The sequence below is a fragment of the Acinetobacter sp. BIGb0102 genome, assembly GCF_003815055.1.
Lineage (GTDB): Bacteria > Pseudomonadota > Gammaproteobacteria > Pseudomonadales > Moraxellaceae > Acinetobacter > Acinetobacter vivianii.
This window is the reverse complement of the sequence record NZ_RKQE01000014.1, coordinates 203,169-222,284: the sequence shown is the minus strand read 5'-3', so window position 1 is coordinate 222,284 and position 19,116 is coordinate 203,169. Positions and strand designations below refer to the sequence as shown.

Genomic DNA, 19,116 nt, shown 5'->3' with positions numbered 1-19,116 from the left:
AAAAAAGCCCGAATAAATCGGGCTTGTGTATCACATGTTTATTTCATTTCAGCAAAGGTTTCTTTGGCTGCCTGAATGGTATCTGCAATATCCTGATCTGAATGCATTGACGAAATAAAGCCTGCTTCAAATGCAGAAGGTGCAAGATAGACACCACGCTTTAGCATGCCATGGAAGAATTTCTTAAATGCTTCAACATCACAGGCCAACATTGAATCAAAGCTGGTAATGTCATCCTGATCCGTGAAATACAAACCAAACATGCCGCCCACTTGCTGGGTCTTAAATGGAATCCCCGCTTCGTCTGCCGCAGCCTGTAAGCCCGCAAGCAATTTGGCTAACTGTGCAGCAAGCTTGTCATAGAAACCCGGTTCACGTAAATGTTTGAACATTGCGATACCTGCACGCATTGCCAATGGGTTCCCTGACAATGTACCTGCTTGATAAACGCCACCTAAAGGTGCGATGCATTCCATAATTTCACGTTTACCACCAAAAGCACCGACAGGTAAGCCAGCACCAATGATTTTACCCAACGTAGTCAAGTCAGGTTTAACATTATAAACCGATTGAGCACCACCTAAAGCAACACGGAAACCAGTCATCACTTCATCAATAATGAAGACAGATTTATATTCATCACAAACATCACGGATCGCTTGCAAGAAACCATCGATTGGTGTCACCAAGTTCATATTGCCTGCAACAGGCTCAATGATCACACCCGCAATCTCATGACCAAATTTGCTAAAGCATTCTTTTAACGCTTCGATATTGTTATATGGCAGCGTTAAGGTATGTTTTGCAAAATCAGCAGGTACACCTTTTGAGGTTGGCTCACCTTCACCTAAAGTCAGCAAACCAGAACCTGCTTTTACTAACAATGAATCCGAATGACCGTGGTAACAGCCTTCAAATTTTACAATCTTGTCACGACCCGTATAACCACGTGCCAGACGAATCGCGGTCATGGTTGCTTCAGTACCTGAACTGGTCATACGCACCAATTCGATTGAAGGCATAATGTCGCAAATCGTATCGGCTAAAGTGGTTTCGTGCACAGTTGGTGCACCAAAACTTAAACCATCTTCTGCCGCAGTTTGTACCGCTTGAATAATATCTGGATGTGCATGACCTAAGATCATTGGGCCCCATGAACCAACATAGTCCACGTAACGCTTGCCATCAACATCCCACAAATATGCACCTTTTGCCTTTTCGATAAAGACAGGCGTACCGCCAACACCGTTAAATGCACGTACAGGAGAGTTAACACCACCTGGAATATGTTTATTTGCTTGTTTAAATAGCTGTTCTTGCTTTGGAGATAAACTCATATAAGGCTCAACCTAGAATCAAGGACAAGGAACGCTGTCGTTCCGAGAAACAATGAAAGCTCCGCAAAAGCGGATGCCTATAATTAGTCAAATAACGTTGCCCATGCAGTTACACGAGCAGGAATTTCGGCTGTTGATCGTCCTAATATATCACTAATTACCGCACAAAGGCTCGCTCCAGCCTCAATCACCACTTGAGAATTTTCCACAGTCAGACCACCAATTGCACAAATCGGCACAGCAAACTTTTGTTTCGCCTGTTTGATAACTTCGATACCGACATTGCCCGCTTCAGGTTTGGTTGAGGTGGCATAGACTGCACCAAACGCGACATAAGTTGCGCCATCGGCAATCGCCTTTTCAGCCAATTCCAGTGAGTTTAAGCAGGTACGGCCAATAATCACACCTTTCGGTAAACGTGCAGCAGCATCACTTATTTCCCCATCGGACTGCCCAAGATGTACACCCAAACCAAATTGTTCAGCCAGCGCCAGATCATCATTAATGACGAAAGGAACCTGATGCTGTTCACACAATGCTTTGATCTGCTCTACTTCATGTGGCTGTTGTGCTTTTTCTACTTTCTTACGACGATATTGCAGAATCGCAATCTGTCCTGTTGCCAAAGCAACATCTAGTTTTTCGAGTAAGAGCTGGATTGGGTCATCGTTGGTGATGAGGTAAAGACCACGCATGAATGTTTCACTATTCACTATAATTACATTAGCTTCAGGGTATATTTTCTTATCTAAAATTTAAAGAGAGGGAGTGTATTTACATCATTAATCTTTATACATCAGAGCAAATAAAAAAGCCGCCAAAGCAGCTTTTCAAATATCAAATGAATTTTACGACTCAATTTTATCAAACTGACGATCAATCAAACTCAAACGACCACGGGTAATATCCGACAGCATCCGCCAATCTGAAATAAAACTATAAAGTGGTTGCTTAAAGCTGGCAGGCTTATTATGTTCAAAAAAGAAATGCCCGACCCACGCACAGGCATAACCCGAAACCAAACCATATACCGCATATTTGGCCTGACGCTTACGAATGGCTTTGCTAAAGAAATATAAACCGATCGAGCTGCCCGCTGCATGCAAACGACGGCTGGCAATACTACGGTGTTCAGTTAAATAAAAGCGATAAAATTCATCATAATTTTTAATCGGTAATGAAAATTCCACTGGCTGGGTGATATTGGCTGGTGCATTCATTTCTAGATCATCCTAATCCTGCAAGACTCTACACACGTTAATGCATTTTTTGTACAAAATAAAGTCATTGTATCCCCTGCTTTCAATCCTTAAAACAACTTTACAATGATTTTTCAGATCAACAGTTTATACTCATTTCTATATTTATCATTCTCGCTGGTCAGGAGTCATAACATCATGGAAATAGAGCTAAAATTTCAGCTTCCTGAGTCTAAGAAAAGAAGTGTTTTACAGGCCTTAAGCAAACAAAAAGCACAAAAAATTCAGTTACAAGCAAAATACTATGACACTGCTGACCGTTTGCTTGCTAAAAATTATGTGGCTATTCGCCTGCGTCAAGAAGGTGAGCATTGGGTGCAAACCTTTAAAGCTGCCAGTAAAAATCATTTACAACGTATCGAAGAAGACATCTATTTAGGAAAATGTGCTCAAGAACCTGAGCTTGATCTGTCCCTCTATAAACATAATCAAACTGTTCAAACTGTACTACGTGAGGTTTTAGGCGAAACGCCAGCCGAACTACAATTACAATTCCAGACCAATGTACAACGTACTTTTCATGTGTTCGAATTTGAGGGTTCTCAAATTGAAGTTTGTCTGGATGATGGTGAAATCCGAACTCCAACTGACCACGCCAGAATCTGTGAAGTCGAATTTGAGTTAAAACAAGGTTCAGCACAAGAGCTGATTGATTTTGCCAAAACTTGGGTGGATAAATACCAGCTCTGGCTTGATGTGCGCAGCAAAGCTGAACGTGGCAATTTACTGGCCCAAGGCAAAGTCGTCTCTGCTGCTACCAAAGCGAAATCACTGAATTTGGATAAAGATGTCAGTGCTGAACAGGCCATCAAACAAATTATCGAAAATACGCTCAATCATATCCTCCCCAATGCCGCTGCAATCGCTGATGGGGTAGCAGAAGCCGACCATATTCATCAAGCTCGTGTCGGTTTACGCCGTTTGCGTTCAGCTTTAAAGCATTTTTCTAATTGGTCGGCACAGATTGATCCGACTTGGGAAAGTCAATTGGCAGAAATCTTTAGAGCACTAGGACAATCACGCGATAATGATGCGATTCAAGATTCAGTCATTCCCTTAGTCAAAGAAATCTGTGATTTTGATTTTCCCTTCCCTGAAAATGTCGATGCCAATATTGCTGAATTATTAAGTGGCAGCAAAACAACCCAACTGTTTTTATCCTTATTCAGCTTTAGCTACAGTGAGCATCAATCAAAATCCAAACTCTCGAAACAAGCTGCCAAAAGCTTAACCAAACTGTATCAAAAGATTCTTAAAGATGCAGGCCAATTTTCTAAGTTAGAAGTCGAGCAACAACATCGTACCCGTAAGCGCGTTAAACAATTGCGTTATTGCATCGACTTTATTGCAGGAATTTACCCAGAAAAACAGGTTCAGCAATTTTTGAATAAGCTACAACCAATTCAGGAATACTTAGGTTTTTATAATGATCTATTTGTGGCTGAGCAGATCTTTGAGCAACAAGCTGCTGAGCATCCGCAATTTTTATTTGCTTTAGGTTGGGTTAAGGCACAGCAACCGCATGTTGCAAAGAAAGCGGCAAAGAAACTACAGGCTTTATCAACTAAAGATATTTTTTGGGATGAGGAGCGATAGCTCCGCAAGGGAAAACCACCTTACATCCCTATCGTGCTGGCGGCATGGATGCCGCCACAAATAATCTACGCCCTACAGAAATGGATACTCGGAAACGTCATCAGCAACCTGCGTGTTATAAGCAAAGTAATATTTCTGCGATACATTTTAATAAATCCAAGAAACAGACAGGTTTTGCTGATGACAATGGCTTTGCCTACTTTGTCCGAAAACAAAGTAGGAAATCGCCTATGCGAAAACATCCAAACTTTATATAGCACTTGTGGCTGTGCTGTTATTTTTTAATAAAAATTAGTGTTTTAAACTATTTATTCCCCTTAAATCACTTACCGATACTTTCCAAAAATCTTCCACGTTCCATTATCTGCAATCGGATCACTATAGCTATCATTACGCTGCTTACGTGGCTTATCCCGTGCATCCACCAATTTAAAATGTGGCTCAACACTAAGAATCATGCCATTCATATAAAAACGGGTACGGGTATATTCACTCTGCCCATGTTGAAATACGTAAGTCCGTAAATCGATAAATTCGCGATGTGCAACTAAAGCAGCAGTGTCATCACTCCCCAACCACTCTTGCATGGCAAAAATCTGATCCGTTTCAAACTGCCCGCATTTTTCCAATAAGGCCGCGACACCACGAAAGGTTTTCGATTCTTTAGCGCGGGTTTTATTAATCCGAATTCGATCCACATGAAAGAAAAATAACGGTAGATTTAAATGGCTAGGCAAATGAATCGCATCCACCACTTCATCTTCCATAAAAGGCTGGCACAATTGCTGTGCCCTCTCAATCAAAGGCTGCCATTGTCGGTAATATTCATCGACCTCATCCTTTAGACCATAATAAATCGGTAAGCCCTCAACATGCTCTAAATATTGCGGTGGATAGATATGTTGGCGTAGTAAGGCAATATCCGTTTTCAGGCTTTGAATCGCGATCGCATCTTGCATAGTGATTATTCTAATTGCTTAGGCTATTTTAGATTAAGGCAAAGGTTTAGTTTCGACAAGGCTTTGTCTATAATAATGTGTCTTTACTTGTCGCTGGAAAATCTCATGTCTCAAAAAATTAACGCTACCGATGTGACGGAAGAAGAAGCTTTAAATGCCGTATTTTTTGAGCGCGCCGATGAATTTATCAAACTCGCTAATGATTTTTGCCGCCCACCAAAAGGTCAACAAGCTAAACCAGAAGAGTTACGTGGCCAAGTGAGCGCAGCCATGTTATTTGCCACTGCCCGTTTTAACACCTGGGTCGCAGCCAATAACTTTAAAGATGGCGAAGAAATGCGTGAGGCAAAAGAACAAGTGATGTCTTATCTGCTGCAACAATTCCAAATGATGCTGGAAGATAATTTTGACGAATATTGCGAACAGTTCGAAAACTACTTACGTTTCCGCAAAAATGAAGATTTTCATGCACACAAACATGATCATTAATGATTGATACAAAAAAGAAAGCCACCTAATCGGTGGCTTTCTTTTTGTTTGCTTATTTCAAGTTTTGAGGCTGACCATACTGATCTGCCATTACTTCGACAAACTGATCAAGTTTAATGTATTTCTTGATTGCTGCATTCACATCTTCTTTGGTCAATTTGGCAAGTTCCTGATCACGTTCAGCGCGATCCAGCAAGGTTTTGTTGCGCTCTAACTGACCTGTCAACATGCCATGAATATTACGTTCATCTTCCAAAGCTGTGACGCGTTTTTTCATGATATCTGCTTTCGCCGCTTCAACTTCCTGCTCTGTCACGCCTTTACTTAACAGCTCATTCAAGACTTTATGTACCGATTGCGATACTTGCGCCGATCGTCCAGAAGTATAGTTTGCAGTAATGCTTAATGTACCATCATTAATATCTGGATCTAAGTCTAAACCACTGCCAAAACCATAAACCAAGGCATTTTTCTCACGTAACTCTTGTGCCAAACGCGATGAAAGCTGCGAGTTACCCAAAATATGGCTCAAGATAATTAACGCTGGCGCATCTGCATGATAAGAACCGACTGGCAGCGCTAACACGCTTTGGTAACTACCAAATTCACGTTGTTCCGATAAAGCATGCACTTTCTGTGCTTTATAAACCGTATATTGACCTGTTACTTTGGTGTAAGGCTGTTTTGCTTTCCAAGAACCAAATGCCTTTTGTAAGGTCTTTTGCATTTTCTTGGCATCAAAATCACCCGTCACAGCAATTTGCGCATGATCAGTCACAAAGAATTGATCATAGAATTGCTTCACTTGCGGTTGAGTCACATCACTGATCTGTTTTTTCGCAAAATCAGGTTCAAAGTGATAACGCAAATCGCCGGGTTGATAGATTTCCAGAATTTTAGAGAGCGTCATCGAAGCCACAACCGCAGGCTCAGTATAAGGACGATCCAGTACGGATAAACTTTGATTTTTGGCAAGATCAAATTCTGTTTGTGAGAATTTTGGCTGCTTCAATACGTCGACAATAAAGTTGAAGAAGTCTTCAAACTTGTCTTTTTTCGCCTGAACCACGATGGTAAAACCATTGCCATTTGAGCTAACAGATGCACCACCACTGGCAGCAATTGCTTTATCGGTAATTTCTTGCAAAGTATGCTTTTCTGAACCGCGCAACATCAGGTAACTGGTTAAATCCAGCGTTACGCCCTTACCAAATAACGCTTTTTCATCACCAAAATCCAGACTAATCGTGGCATAGGTTTTATCGTCACGAGTTGCGGTTGGGAATAAAGCATAGCGAATGCCATTCTTCAACTCGCCACGCTGGATTTTCTGCTCATTCTTCTGCAACTGCTGAGCAGACTGTGCCATAAACTGGGTCACTTCCTGTTTATACACACTTGGATCTTTTAAAGGTTCAGGCTGTTCATTGCTTTGATCTAAAGTTTTTGGCTTCTCTTCAGCCTTCAAAGTCATCGCTTTCTTTTGATCTTCGGGCGTTGGCAAAATATCACCAGAAATACGATGTGAAGCGGTTAAAAACGCTTTGAGTGTTTCATTGGTATCTTTTAACTTTAATGCTTGAACTGTCTTTAAGTCCTTGAAATATTGATCCCATTGTCCCTGAGAAGAGACGGCGTAGTCACTGAGACGTGAACCTAAAGCCACCGCATCATTGGCAATTGTATCAGCCGTATTCTGGGTAATATTCTTGATACGTTGTAATTCAGCCTCGGTAAATGGCTGGCTATTTTCCACGCCCGTTTTCAATGCATCATCAACTTTTTTGGGATCATGGCTTGGTGCATAAACTGCGCCCATAAACACCACGTTAAAGTCCTGATCTAACCATGTTGCAGATTGAACTGCAGTACTGATGCCTGTCTCGACCATATTTTTATATAAAGGCCCGCTAGGCTGCATGGTATAGAGAGAAGGTGCGAGTGCCAGAATCGGCTGTAATTCGGTATTTTTTCCATTCATATAAATATGGAATTTGGCCAGATCACTGCCCTTTTTCACGGTAAATTGACGTTGTTCAATCTTACTCGCATCAAGAACTGGCACTTTCACCTGAGCAGGTACGGCGCGTGCAGGAATTGGACTGAAATACTGATCAATCTTATTTAATACTTCGGTTTTATCAAATTTACCAGAAATGACCATGACCGCATTATTCGGCGCATACCAGGTCTTATAAAACTGATTCAATTCATTCAACTGAATTGATTTTAATTCGGGTAAGTCGCCAATCGGTAAACGACCTAAATACTGGTTGCCATACGCGGCTTTCCACACCTGATCTATTAAAACTGCAAACGGCTGATCCATACGAATTTCACGTTCACGTTTTACGATTTCAATTTCAGAGGGTACAAATTTTTCTTGTAACACCAATTTATCCATACGCTCTGATTCGAGATACAGGATTTCATTCAGTGCATTCTTTTCAGGACGAACAATATTTAAGTATTTGGTTGAGTAATAATCCGTACTGGCATTGGTCATCAAGGTATATTGATCTAAACGGCGCTGAAACTCTTCACCTTTAACGTTTTGCGTCCCTTTAAAAGCCAAATGTTCTAATAGATGTGCCAGCCCGCCTTTACCTTTTGGATCATTCAGTGAGCCCGTCAGGTAAACTGTATTTACATAGACTTTATTTTCTTTATCGTTTGGCGCAAGAATAACTCTGAAACCATTATCTAATTTATATTCTTCAATATTTTTTTCACTTTTTACGAGCACTGTCTGAGACCAAGACGTCGCACTCAACCCAATCAAACAAAGCGAGAGAGTAAGCTGCTTAAAGCGCATTAACATAATTTATCCAAGTATTTATGGTGATTTAAATCATACAGACAAGCTATGGTAGAGAATGATTCGCATTTTTAATAGTTACGTTTTGAAAAAAGCTGCTTATTTAAACAGCTTTTATCTTTGTTTTTGCACAATTTAAGCTAAAAATCAGATTGCCAGTTCAGCCTGCATATACAATTTTGCATAACCTGAAATTTCGATCCGTTCGTCAGACTCAATCACACAGTCTAAAATTCCACCGCGTGCTGACGCCTGAAAAGCCACGAGTCGCGTCTGGTTCAACTTCTCGGCCCACAGCGGCACAATCGCAGTATGGATAGAACCTGTTACAGGATCTTCATCAATCCCGATTGCAGGTGCAAAGTAACGAGAAACACAATCAAACTTCCCCTCACCTCGCGCTGTAATCGCTACATCAGGTTGAGAGGCAGTAATCGCGGTCCGGACTCTACCTAAGCGTTTTAGTACTTCCAGATTAGGTTGTTCATCTAATACATCCTGTACCGTTTCATATTCAATAATATAAGCTTGAGGATTGCGATATACCGCTTTGAATGGTTTTGACAACCCTTCACGTAGTTCTGACGGGTAGTCAGACACTTGCTCTGCTCTACGAATCGGGAAGTTCATTTTGATTTTTCCATCAGCATCTTGGCTAACGATAAAAATACCCAGATCACGTACATGAAATTGAATTGTTGTTGCTTGGGTGAAATCCTTAAAAAGCACAAACGCACTGGCTAAAGTGGCATGCCCACAAAAGGCAACTTCCTCTAAAGGTGAAAACCAGCGAATCTCGTAATTACTCTCATCAATTGTCTTTACAAAAGCAGTCTCGGAAAGATTATTTTCCATTGCAATATTCTGCATCAACTGCTGATCCAACCATTCCTCTACTACGATAACGGCTGCTGGATTTCCTTTAAATAATTCTTGGGTAAAAGCATCAACTTGATACATCTTCATGGCATAACGCTCGCTCTATTTTTCCATCATTTTGAACATCTGCTTGATAAATGATAGATACAGATTTTTCTAAATTTACGATACACCCATTATTTTGTCGTAATAAACTACTAAATGCCTAAAAAACAAACCAAAATCAGCATCCGCTTGCTAAAAGATCAGTCAAAAAGTCCAATGATTTAGCATAATTCAAAATAAGCCATACACAATATTCACAAACAAAAATTCACAGCTCTCTATGGTAGTACGCAGATGAAACTAGCGAGAAAAGAAATGCGTATTCCTGTTAATGCCATTGTATTTGAAGACTTTGAAACCCTCGATATTATGGGGCCTGTCGAATTATTCGGTTTACAGCAAGAACTTTATCAAGTGCAATTTTATAGCCTGAATGGTGGACTGATCTCCAACAAACATGGTGTCATACTGCAAACACAGCCATTTAAAGATATGACGGTCAATGAACATAGTATTTTGTTGGTTCCAGGCGGAATTGTCACTTTTGATTTAATTCAGAATCAGCCACTTCTCGATCAATTAAAAACGCTTGCGCTGCACAGCGGACATGTACTGACCATTTGCACTGGAAGTTCTTTACTGGCTGCGACGGGTGTACTGGATGGCGTTCAGGCGACTTCCAATAAGATGGCGTTTGAGTTTGTGCAAAAACTCAATGATAAAGTGCGCTGGCAAGCTCAGGCACGCTGGGTAATTGATGGCAAATTCTATACCTCATCGGGTGTAAGTGCGGGTATGGATATGACCCTTGCTTTTATTCGTGATACACAAGGCGAAAAAATGGCGCAACTTTGTGCCGAAGAAGCTGAATATATCTGGAATTGTAATCCTGAAATTGATCACTTCTGTAAAGTTAAAGCGGACTGATCAAACGTAGTTTATGAAGATTTACCTGTTATCACTTGCAGTAGGTATATTGGTGGGTGTGTTGTATTATGTTTTAGATGTCAAAGCACCTGCACCGCCAATTGTTGCTTTACTGGGTTTATTGGGCATCGTGATTGGTGAGCAATTTATCCCTTTTACTCGACTTTATTTCTCTTAAAGCAGCAATTTTTCTTTAATCTCCCAAAACATGAGTGGCTCATAACCACTCATTATGAACAAAAAATCATTCAACGATCCTAGTCAATTCGGACATCAAAACCTAAATTTTCAGCAATCATCAAAGTTTGATCAAGGTTAATAATCGCCTCTTTAATTTGAGTCTCTTTCGGATCTAATGTACTTAAATCACTGCCTCTTAAATCACACTCGGTAAAATCTGCGCTGTGCAACCATGCACCCGATAAGTCACTCTCTCGAACTGAACTTCCATGACATCGTGCCCCTGTCAAATCGGCCTCTCTTAAACGCGTTCGAAGAAAAGAAGCTTTTTCTAAATCAGCACCCGGCAATCCAACAAAAGCCCAGTCACTGTCTTCGACCCGCATATGATGAAACTGGCAATCACTAAACATACTGCCCACAAACTTACAGTCAGTAAATTTACTATCAAAGAAATTACAGAAGGCAAAGGTACAATTGATAAAAGCACTACTTTGATGAGTTGAACCATTGAAGCGTGCACGGCGAAAGGTACATTCATTAAATACTGCACCAGTGCTGTGAGCCTCAGACATGTCTAAATCGACAAATAAAGTATGCTCATATTTTTGGTTACTGAGTACTTGCTCATACCAATCTAAACTGGCAATGCTGTCTGTCGTTTTAGGTGCAGCTTCACCATATTTTCTTTCAGCCATGATGTTCAATTTTTTATTTTAGAAGATTTAAAAATATGCCATGCATTCAGATTTGTACATGCTTTTTTCATCACATCTTTAATTCTTGATTAAATAAAAAGAGCGGAAAAAACCGCTCTTCTGGTGAAAACAAACTATCAATCTTGCATGTGCTCAATAATAGCTTGTGCGAACTCTGAACAGCGTAGCAAAGTTGCATTTGACATGAGACGTTCAAAATCATAGGTCACAGTTTTAGCAGAGATCGCACCTGAAATCCCCGTAATAATTAAATCCGCAGCTTCTGTCCAGCCCATATCACGCAGCATCATTTCCGCAGATAAAATAATCGAACCGGGATTCACTTTATCCTGTCCTGCATATTTGGGTGCTGTCCCATGGGTTGCTTCATATACGGCAATTGCGCCACCAATATTGGCACCTGGTGCAATGCCAATCCCTCCTACTTCGGCTGCAAGTGCATCAGAAATATAGTCGCCATTTAGGTTCAGTGTGGCAATGACAGAATAATCTGCTGGACGCATTAAAATTTGCTGTAAGAATGCATCAGCAATCACATCTTTAATAATGATATCTTTTCCCGTTTTTGGATTTTTAATTTTTACCCAAGGTCCGCCATCCAGCAACTGTCCACCAAAACGTTCCATCGCAAGTTCATAGCCCCACTCTTTAAACGCACCTTCGGTGTATTTCATGATGTTGCCTTTGTGAACCAAGGTCACAGACGGTTTATCGTTATCAATCGCGAACTGAATCGCTTTACGGACTAGGCGTTGAGAACCTTCTTTAGACACGGGTTTAATCCCGATTCCACACTCTTTGGGAAAACGAATATTGGTTACACCCATTTCTTCTTGTAGGAATTTAATTACTTTTCTCGCTTCAGGAGAATCCGCTTTCCATTCAATCCCCGCATAGATATCTTCCGAATTTTCACGGAAGATCACCATATCGGTCAGTTCAGGATGTTGTACTGGAGAAGGCACACCTTTAAACCAGCGAACTGGGCGCACACAGACATATAAATCAAGTTCCTGACGCAATGCGACATTTAAAGAACGAATTCCACCACCTACAGGTGTGGTTAAAGGGCCTTTTATTGATATAATAAACTCGCGTAAAGCATCAAAAGTTTCTTCGGGCATATAGCTGCCGTAAATTTTGTCTGCTTTTTCACCGCAGTAGACTTCCATCCATTCGATCGAACGTTTGCCACCATAAGCTTTTAGCACGGCGGCATCTACTACTGCTTTCATTGCTGGTGTAATATCCACACCAATACCATCACCTTCAATAAAAGGAATGATCGGACGATTTGGAACATTCAGTGACAGGTCTGCATTTACTGTGATTTTGTCTCCATCTGCAGGAACCACGATCTTCTGATAACCCATTTTGCAGGTTCTCCCTCATGTATTTAATGATTATGTCTATGCCTTCTATGGCATGCTTTTCGTTTTTTATTACATGAAACAGTTTAGTTCAAAACTGGTTTTTTTTGAGATTTATACGGGAAATAACAACATTTTCCCATTAAATAAAAACCTTTATTGTTATGATGCCGCCCATAGCCAAAGCAGTATACAGATATGAAAATAGTCGTATTTAATAAACCTTATGACGTTTTGTCACAGTTCCGTGAGGATTCCGCTCACCTCACCTTTTCTCACTTTATCCATGATCCTGATTTACGTCTTGCGGGTCGACTTGATCTCGACTCAGAAGGCTTAACCTTCCTGACGGATCACGGCGGTCTGAATCAATACATTACCAATCCAGCCAATAAGAAATTTAAGACCTATCTTGCGCAAGTCGATGGCGATGTGACTGAAGAAGCATTAGAGCAACTTCGTAAAGGTGTGGAACTGGCTGATGGTATGACTTTACCAGCAAAAGCGCTGAAAGTAGACCAACCAGAATGGTTATGGGAACGTGATCCACCAGTACGTTACCGCGCCAATATCCCGACCAGCTGGATTGAACTACAAATTTGTGAAGGTCGTAACCGTCAGGTGCGTCGTATGACTGCTGCTGTGGGTTTCCCAACATTACGTTTGATTCGTACTAAAATCGGTGCAATCGATCTGATTCGTCTAGGCTTACAACCTGGTGAGCAAACTGAAATTGAACCGTTACTTTATCCTGATTTTAAAGACCTACCTGAAGATAAACCTTATCGCTCTCGTTCTTATGTGAAAAAACCAGGTGGCACGGGCGGTAAGCCAATGCACCAGAAGAAAAAAGAAGGTGATAAAAAAGACGGTGACAAGAAAAAATCAGGCACTAAACGTATCTGGCAAATGGACGAAAGCGAAAAACCACGTCGTAAGACCAATGGTACGACTCGTCCAAACACCAAAGCACCGCGCGGTCGTAGCCGTAATGGTCGTTAATCTTTAGAGATTATTTTAAAGCCCACGGAAGTGGGCTTTAAAATATACGTGAAACAACAGATGATTCAGAATACAAAAGAATAAATATCAAAAATGCATTTTATGAAATAACCAAGCATAAGTAAGGGACAACCATAAATTATCCAATAATCATATTTATATTTATTTAGCTGTCTTTCACGAAGAATTTTACACCAATAAATCAGGATCGAAAGATTTACGCAGAGAGCAAAAACAAGACTGATCACCAATTTACCAATAAGTGTAGACAATGATGGGGAAAAAAACTCTCTATTATTAATAATCTTATATTTATCATTATTAATTAAGTCAAAATATTTAACTCTAACCGACTTTACCTCATTTAAATCATTAACTCGGGCTTCGTAGGCTAAATTTTCGACTTTAAAGCCATACTGATGATCACTCCACTCCCGACATAACTTAATCATAGTTGATCCACAAAAAATATCTCCTAAATAAGCCCCATCATTATAAAGTTCAAAATAATATACCGTGTTTTTAGCTGGATATTTTTCTATATAAACTCTTATTTTTTCATCTGCCTCAACATAATGTTGTATCTTTTGATAAAGATGATTTTCAATAAAACTGCAAGTGGATTCCGAAACGGCATAATAAGCTAGATGCAACAATAAAAAAGCAGCCATAAAAACAGAGGCATGCTCATCAACCCGAGTTTGTTCCATCTTTTATTTTACCCAAAAAAATCCGACTCAAATTAATAAAAAGCCGATGCTTTCGCATCGGCTTTTTTCACTACCAACAAAATTATCAGTAATATTTAAACTTAAGCTGTTTCAAGTGTTGCATTAAGCGTAGCACTTGGACGCATCACTGCGTTTACTTTTGCAGGATCAATTGCATAGTAACCGCCAATATCAGCAGATTGACCTTGTACTTGAGCAAGCTCAGCAACGATCTTCTCTTCATTGTCAGCAAGTGCTTTTGCAAGTGGAGCAAACTTCGCTTTTAACTCAGCATCTTCGTCTTGAGCAGCCAATGCTTGAGCCCAATACAATGCCAAGTAGTAGTGACTACCGCGGTTATCAAGCTCACCTGTACGACGTGATGGAGACTTGTCATTATCAAGAAGTTTACCTGTTGCCTGATCAAGTGTCTTCGCAAGCAATTTCGCGCGGTTATTGTCTTCTTTAAGACCAAGCTCTTCTAAAGAAACAGCTAACGCAAGGAACTCACCAAGAGAATCCCAACGTAAGTGGTTTTCTTCTACCAACTGCTGAACATGTTTCGGCGCTGAACCACCCGCACCTGTTTCATACATGCCGCCACCCGCCATTAACGGCACGATTGACAACATTTTCGCTGAAGTACCCAACTCCATGATCGGGAACAAGTCAGTTAAGTAATCACGTAAGATGTTACCAGTCACAGAAATCGTATCTAAACCACGTGCTACACGCTCAAGCGTATAACGCATTGCACGTACTTGTGACATGATCTGGATATCAAGACCTGCTGTGTCATGATCTTTCAAGTATTTTTCAACTTTCTTGATCAATTCATTTTCGTGTGGACGGTATGGGTCTAACCAGAAGATTGCTGGCATGCCAGAGTTACGTGCACGTGTTACTGCAAGTTTCACCCAGTCACGAATCGGTGCGTCTTTCACCTGACACATACGCCAGATGTCGCCTTCTTCCACATTTTGGCTCATCAACACTTCGCCAGTGTCTAGATCTGTGATGTTGGCAACGCCTGCTTCTGAAATTTCGAAAGTCTTGTCGTGTGAACCGTATTCTTCCGCTTTTTGCGCCATCAGACCAACGTTAGGTACAGTACCCATGGTACGTGGGTCGAAATTACCATTCCACTTACAGAAATTGATCATTTCCTGATAGATACGCGCGAAAGTTGATTCAGGCATAACTGCTTTACAGTCGTAAGGTTTGCCGTCAGCACCCCACATTTTACCGCCACCACGGATCATTGCAGGCATAGAAGCATCTACAATCACGTCATTTGGTGAATGGAAGTTCGTAATACCTTTCGCAGAATCAACCATTGCAAGTGCAGGACGGTGTTCTTGGCAAGCATGTAAATCTTCGATAATTTCTTCACGAAGTGAAGTCGGTAAAGTTTCGATCTTCTCGTAAAGACCAGCCATACCGTTATTTACGTTGATGCCTAACTCGTCAAATAATTTGCCGTGTTTTTCGAAAGCATCTTTGTAGTAAATTTTCACACAGTGACCGAATACGATCGGGTGTGATACTTTCATCATGGTTGCTTTTACGTGTAATGAGAACAGGATGCCTGCTTCACGACAGTCTTCAAGTTCTTTCTCATAGAAATCGCAAAGCGCTTTCTTGCTCATGAACATTGAATCGATGATTTCACCATCCTGAAGTGCAACTTTTGGCTTAAGCACAATCGTTTCACCAGACTTAGTGATGAGCTCCATTTTCACATTACGCGCACGGTCTAAAGTCATTGATTTTTCACCGTGGTAGAAGTCGCCTTCATCCATGTGAGAAACGTGAGTTTGTGACCATTGTTTCCACTCGCTCATTGAGTGCGGGTGTTTTTTCGCATAGTTTTTCACAGCAGCTGGTGCACGGCGGTCAGAGTTACCTTCACGCAATACTGGGTTTACTGCTGAACCAAGGCATTTACCATAACGCGCCTTAAGTTCTTTCTCTTCTTCAGTTGCTGGATTTTCTGGATAATCAGGAATCGCATAGCCCTTCGACTGGAGCTCTTTAATACATGCGGTTAACTGAGCAACAGAAGCACTGATGTTTGGAAGTTTAATGATGTTTGTATCTGGGTCTTGCGTAAGACGACCTAACTCCGCAAGGTTGTTGTTTACCTTTTGTTCATCTTTAAGGTAATCTGAAAATTCTGCAAGTACACGTGCTGCAACTGAGATATCACTTTTCACAATCTCGATGCCAGCAGGCTTGGTAAAGGTCTCAATGATCGGTAGCAATGAATAGGTCGCCAATAACGGCGCCTCATCAGTCAGTGTATAAATGATTTTTGACTTTCCACCAGCCATATATAGCCCCTTGTGTTGGATTGAGTTATGGAAAACTGCGCTTGTGGCCCAGCTCCTAGAACCGATTTGCTTAAAACAAACTTGAGAGTATCAGTCTTCATAGCATACTAGTCAACGCCCTATCCCGTGATAACGACATTTCGCTAAAAAATACTACAATTTTATATAATAGATACCGTTAGTTCATATAATTTGGGCCAAATGTTGCCTTTTCAACTACCAAAGCGTTAGCGACCTGAAAATGCCCAGCAAACTGATCATTTAGCAAACAAATAGGTGTTTAGCTACAAATGTGCCTTATTTTGTCAAAGTTTTATGAACCTTAGGTTAATTCTTTAGTGGTAGTCTCAACGTAAATGCCACACCTGCTGTCTGATTTTCAACTTCAGCACAACCACCATGCAGTTGCATGATGGATTGAACAATTGCGAGTCCCAGCCCACCTGTTTGTGCTCTCTTATGTCGACTCTCATCAATTTGATAAAAACGGTCAAAGAGATAAGGCAAATGTTTTTCTTCGATCCAGATGTCATGCGTCACAATACGAATCACACAATCAGCCTGTTCCCGTTTTACCTCTAAAGTAATTCGCCCCTTTTCTACACCATAGACCACCGCATTGCTGATTAAATTCGCAATCGCACGCTGGATAAGGGCTTCATTCACTCTCAAATTCATTTCATCAGGAAGTTGAAGCATCAAGCTCATCTGCCTTTCTTCGATCAGATAATCAAAATAATCCGTCACATCCCGAATCAATTGCAGGATATCTACGCTGCTTTTCTCAAGCCCTGCTTCCGTATATTCAGAACGTGCAATAAATAGCATGCTCTCAATCATTTTGGTCAGTCTTTCGTACTCTTCCAAGTGCGAATACAGGAGATTTTCCAGTTCCTCAGTTTGACGGGGTTGAGACAGCAAAATCTGTGTTTGACCCATCAAATTATTGAGTGGCGTTCTCAATTCATGCGCAATATCTTCCGAAAACTGCGCCAGCTTTTGATAATCCTGCTGAATTTTATCCAGCATCTCATTCATGGCATGGCTGAGTTGTTGTACTTCAGTATTTGTGGTCTCGATCTGAATACGATGATTAAGTTTTTGTACGTTGATTTTACTGGTTTCTGCAATCAATGCCCGCATCGAACGGAACATGTAATGCCCGACCATAAAACCTAATAAACTCGACAATAAGATGCCCAGCCCAGTGTAAAAGGCGATTTTCCAAAAATATTGCTTCAGGGTTTGATTCGCGGCATACCATTGTTGACCTGCAATCAATTGATAATGCTGATCGCCATGTTGTACCGATTGAAATGCAAGCCGTGTCGTTGGCTGTTCAGGGCTATTATTCGTAAACTGGATTTTACTGGAATAATTTAAACTCGGGATTTTGATGTTTAACGGATTGATTCGAATCAGGTCTTTACCTGCCTCTTTGACAATAAAAATACTGTCCTCATGCCCAACCATATTTTCATAAAGTTGAGGGTATTTGCCCAAGATCTGAACGGTATAAGCATCTGTCAAAAACACTTCCATGCGCTTAATCCGCGCGGCAAGTGCTTTGTCTTGCTGGATATAAACCATTTCACGAAAACTTTGATAAGACAATGTTCCAATACTGATAAAAACCACACATGAAATCAGGCTAAACGCGATTCTCAGACGCGAAGCCAGAGATAATCTATTCATCAGCATGGTCTTCTTTTAAATCAACTTTATAGCCCATCCCCCGAATCGTATAAATCAACTTAGGAGAAAAATGGTCATCAATTTTTGCACGTAGACGACGTATGGCGACATCGACCACATTGGTGTCAGTATCAAAATTAATATTCCAGACCATAGAGGCAATTTGTGTGCGGGTTAACACCTCACCACGATGCTGTATCAACAACTGCAACAGCACAAACTCTTTGGCGGTTAAATCGATCTTGATCTCTGCGCGGTGGACTTCCCGACTTAAACGATTCAAGCTGAGATTGGCAATGCTATAAATTTCTTGTTCAATCTTGGGCACACGGCGTAATAAACTTTTGATGCGTGCCAATAATTCGATATATGAAAATGGCTTAACCAGATAGTCATCTGCTCCCAATTCCAGACCTTTCACCCGATCCATGACCTGATCTTTAGCCGTGAGCATGAGCACAGGGATTTTTGAAAATGTACGGAGCGTCTGCAACACTTGCCAGCCATCCAGTTTCGGCAACATCACATCCAAAATTAATAGATCAAAAGCTTCATCTTGTAACCGCGACAAAGCCTCCATGCCATCTTTTGCGATCGCACTGGTATAGCCTGATTCACTTAATCCTTTTGCCAAAAACTGCGCAATTTTGGATTCATCTTCGACAATTAAAATATGCATCCCACATCTTAACCTTTTTTATTCAGCGCAAAGATTACAAATCGGTAATTCAATTGTCATCATGACCAGATGCATTTCTTCCTACCATGTGCTGAGGAAATAAAGATTTTTATCACCAA

At 40.9% G+C, this 19,116-nt stretch carries 17 protein-coding genes; 5 read left to right on the top strand and 12 right to left on the bottom strand.

The genetic code is table 11. The annotated features are described in order from the left end of the window. Nucleotides 1-38: 38 nt before the first annotated feature. From hemL to EC846_RS14310, 3 genes are all read right to left on the bottom strand, one after another. Nucleotides 39-1,337 (bottom strand): glutamate-1-semialdehyde 2,1-aminomutase, encoded by a 1,299-nt coding sequence (gene hemL / locus EC846_RS14320; protein WP_047426834.1) that lies wholly within the window; start codon nt 1,335-1,337, stop codon nt 39-41. A gap of 83 nt (nt 1,338-1,420) precedes the next feature. Next, complete coding sequence (gene thiE / locus EC846_RS14315; RefSeq protein WP_123775607.1) at nt 1,421-2,032, bottom strand: thiamine phosphate synthase; 612 nt, start codon at nt 2,030-2,032, stop codon at nt 1,421-1,423. 153 nt (nt 2,033-2,185) lie between these two features. Beyond that, a complete protein-coding gene (locus EC846_RS14310) occupies nt 2,186-2,557 on the bottom strand; it encodes a DUF962 domain-containing protein (protein ID WP_004770275.1) in 372 nt (123 codons plus the stop codon). 177 nt (nt 2,558-2,734) lie between these two features. On the opposite strand from EC846_RS14310, the gene EC846_RS14305 reads away from it, so the two are divergent. Beyond that, nucleotides 2,735-4,192 carry a CYTH and CHAD domain-containing protein gene (locus EC846_RS14305; RefSeq protein ID WP_123775576.1) on the top strand — a complete coding sequence of 486 codons (1,458 nt, stop codon included), beginning with the start codon at nt 2,735-2,737 and terminating at the stop codon, nt 4,190-4,192. A 326-nt stretch (nt 4,193-4,518) separates the two neighbouring features. On the opposite strand, the gene EC846_RS14295 is transcribed toward EC846_RS14305, so the two are convergent. Then, complete coding sequence (locus EC846_RS14295; RefSeq protein ID WP_123775574.1) at nt 4,519-5,151, bottom strand: hypothetical protein; 633 nt, start codon at nt 5,149-5,151, stop codon at nt 4,519-4,521. Between the two features lie 105 nt (nt 5,152-5,256). On the opposite strand from EC846_RS14295, the gene EC846_RS14290 reads away from it, so the two are divergent. Further along, nucleotides 5,257-5,640, top strand: a complete 384-nt coding sequence (locus tag EC846_RS14290; RefSeq protein WP_004770279.1) for a DUF3144 domain-containing protein — start codon at nt 5,257-5,259, stop codon at nt 5,638-5,640. Nucleotides 5,641-5,692: 52 nt separating this feature from the next. On the opposite strand, the gene EC846_RS14285 is transcribed toward EC846_RS14290, so the two are convergent. Beyond that, on the bottom strand, nt 5,693-8,461 hold the full coding sequence (locus tag EC846_RS14285; RefSeq protein ID WP_123775573.1) for a M16 family metallopeptidase: 2,769 nt from the start codon (nt 8,459-8,461) through the stop codon (nt 5,693-5,695). 144 nt (nt 8,462-8,605) lie between these two features. After that, nucleotides 8,606-9,424, bottom strand: coding sequence for a PhzF family phenazine biosynthesis protein (locus tag EC846_RS14280; protein WP_123775572.1), 819 nt, complete (start codon nt 9,422-9,424; stop codon nt 8,606-8,608). A gap of 273 nt (nt 9,425-9,697) precedes the next feature. On the opposite strand from EC846_RS14280, the gene EC846_RS14275 reads away from it, so the two are divergent. Together EC846_RS14275 and EC846_RS14270 are read left to right on the top strand one after the other, a co-directional pair. After that, complete coding sequence (locus EC846_RS14275) at nt 9,698-10,309, top strand: DJ-1/PfpI family protein (RefSeq protein WP_123775606.1); 612 nt, start codon at nt 9,698-9,700, stop codon at nt 10,307-10,309. 13 nt (nt 10,310-10,322) lie between these two features. Beyond that, nucleotides 10,323-10,487 (top strand): DUF1427 family protein, encoded by a 165-nt coding sequence (locus EC846_RS14270; protein ID WP_123775571.1) that lies wholly within the window; start codon nt 10,323-10,325, stop codon nt 10,485-10,487. Nucleotides 10,488-10,566: 79 nt separating this feature from the next. Here the strand turns inward: EC846_RS14270 and EC846_RS14265 are convergent, their stop codons facing one another. Continuing rightward, on the bottom strand, nt 10,567-11,187 hold the full coding sequence (locus EC846_RS14265; RefSeq protein WP_123775570.1) for a pentapeptide repeat-containing protein: 621 nt from the start codon (nt 11,185-11,187) through the stop codon (nt 10,567-10,569). Between the two features lie 137 nt (nt 11,188-11,324). Continuing rightward, the gene (gene icd, locus EC846_RS14260) at nt 11,325-12,581 is read right to left on the bottom strand and encodes an NADP-dependent isocitrate dehydrogenase (RefSeq protein ID WP_123775569.1); all 1,257 of its coding nucleotides are present in this window, start codon (nt 12,579-12,581) and stop codon (nt 11,325-11,327) included. Nucleotides 12,582-12,776: 195 nt separating this feature from the next. Here icd and EC846_RS14255 point away from each other — a divergent pair, with 195 nt between their 5' ends. Continuing rightward, nucleotides 12,777-13,580 carry a pseudouridine synthase gene (locus tag EC846_RS14255; protein WP_004770289.1) on the top strand — a complete coding sequence of 268 codons (804 nt, stop codon included), beginning with the start codon at nt 12,777-12,779 and terminating at the stop codon, nt 13,578-13,580. 65 nt (nt 13,581-13,645) lie between these two features. Here EC846_RS14255 and EC846_RS14250 read toward each other — a convergent pair whose 3' ends face one another. The 4 genes from EC846_RS14250 to EC846_RS14235 all read right to left on the bottom strand — a co-directional run bounded on the left by EC846_RS14250 (nt 13,646) and on the right by EC846_RS14235 (nt 18,997). Then, the gene (locus EC846_RS14250; RefSeq protein WP_123775568.1) at nt 13,646-14,290 is read right to left on the bottom strand and encodes a hypothetical protein; all 645 of its coding nucleotides are present in this window, start codon (nt 14,288-14,290) and stop codon (nt 13,646-13,648) included. 101 nt (nt 14,291-14,391) lie between these two features. Then, nucleotides 14,392-16,623, bottom strand: coding sequence for an NADP-dependent isocitrate dehydrogenase (locus EC846_RS14245; RefSeq protein WP_123775567.1), 2,232 nt, complete (start codon nt 16,621-16,623; stop codon nt 14,392-14,394). Between the two features lie 327 nt (nt 16,624-16,950). After that, nucleotides 16,951-18,318: a heavy metal sensor histidine kinase gene (locus tag EC846_RS14240; protein ID WP_123775566.1), complete on the bottom strand. Its 1,368-nt coding sequence runs from the start codon at nt 18,316-18,318 to the stop codon at nt 16,951-16,953. Further along, entirely contained in the window at nt 18,311-18,997 is a 687-nt protein-coding gene (locus EC846_RS14235; RefSeq protein ID WP_123775565.1) for a heavy metal response regulator transcription factor, read from the bottom strand. Before EC846_RS14235 ends, EC846_RS14240 begins: the two co-directional genes overlap by 8 nt. Nucleotides 18,998-19,116: the final 119 nt, after the last annotated feature.

Bases quoted from the DNA above. Each gene is read 5' to 3' on its own strand.
- EC846_RS14295 (WP_123775574.1), bottom strand. From the start codon at position 5,151: ATGCAAGATGCGATCGCGATTCAAAGCCTGAAAACGGATATTGCCTTA.
- icd (WP_123775569.1), bottom strand. From the start codon at position 12,581: ATGGGTTATCAGAAGATCGTGGTTCCTGCAGATGGAGACAAAATCACA.
- EC846_RS14250 (WP_123775568.1), bottom strand. From the start codon at position 14,290: ATGGAACAAACTCGGGTTGATGAGCATGCCTCTGTTTTTATGGCTGCT.
- EC846_RS14245 (WP_123775567.1), bottom strand. From the start codon at position 16,623: ATGGCTGGTGGAAAGTCAAAAATCATTTATACACTGACTGATGAGGCG.
- EC846_RS14265 (WP_123775570.1), bottom strand. From the start codon at position 11,187: ATGGCTGAAAGAAAATATGGTGAAGCTGCACCTAAAACGACAGACAGC.
- EC846_RS14270 (WP_123775571.1), top strand. From the start codon at position 10,323: ATGAAGATTTACCTGTTATCACTTGCAGTAGGTATATTGGTGGGTGTG.
- EC846_RS14280 (WP_123775572.1), bottom strand. From the start codon at position 9,424: ATGAAGATGTATCAAGTTGATGCTTTTACCCAAGAATTATTTAAAGGA.
- thiE (WP_123775607.1), bottom strand. From the start codon at position 2,032: ATGCGTGGTCTTTACCTCATCACCAACGATGACCCAATCCAGCTCTTA.
- EC846_RS14255 (WP_004770289.1), top strand. From the start codon at position 12,777: ATGAAAATAGTCGTATTTAATAAACCTTATGACGTTTTGTCACAGTTC.
- EC846_RS14240 (WP_123775566.1), bottom strand. From the start codon at position 18,318: ATGAATAGATTATCTCTGGCTTCGCGTCTGAGAATCGCGTTTAGCCTG.
- EC846_RS14290 (WP_004770279.1), top strand. From the start codon at position 5,257: ATGTCTCAAAAAATTAACGCTACCGATGTGACGGAAGAAGAAGCTTTA.
- EC846_RS14275 (WP_123775606.1), top strand. From the start codon at position 9,698: ATGCGTATTCCTGTTAATGCCATTGTATTTGAAGACTTTGAAACCCTC.
- EC846_RS14310 (WP_004770275.1), bottom strand. From the start codon at position 2,557: ATGAATGCACCAGCCAATATCACCCAGCCAGTGGAATTTTCATTACCG.
- EC846_RS14235 (WP_123775565.1), bottom strand. From the start codon at position 18,997: ATGCATATTTTAATTGTCGAAGATGAATCCAAAATTGCGCAGTTTTTG.
- EC846_RS14285 (WP_123775573.1), bottom strand. From the start codon at position 8,461: ATGTTAATGCGCTTTAAGCAGCTTACTCTCTCGCTTTGTTTGATTGGG.
- EC846_RS14305 (WP_123775576.1), top strand. From the start codon at position 2,735: ATGGAAATAGAGCTAAAATTTCAGCTTCCTGAGTCTAAGAAAAGAAGT.
- hemL (WP_047426834.1), bottom strand. From the start codon at position 1,337: ATGAGTTTATCTCCAAAGCAAGAACAGCTATTTAAACAAGCAAATAAA.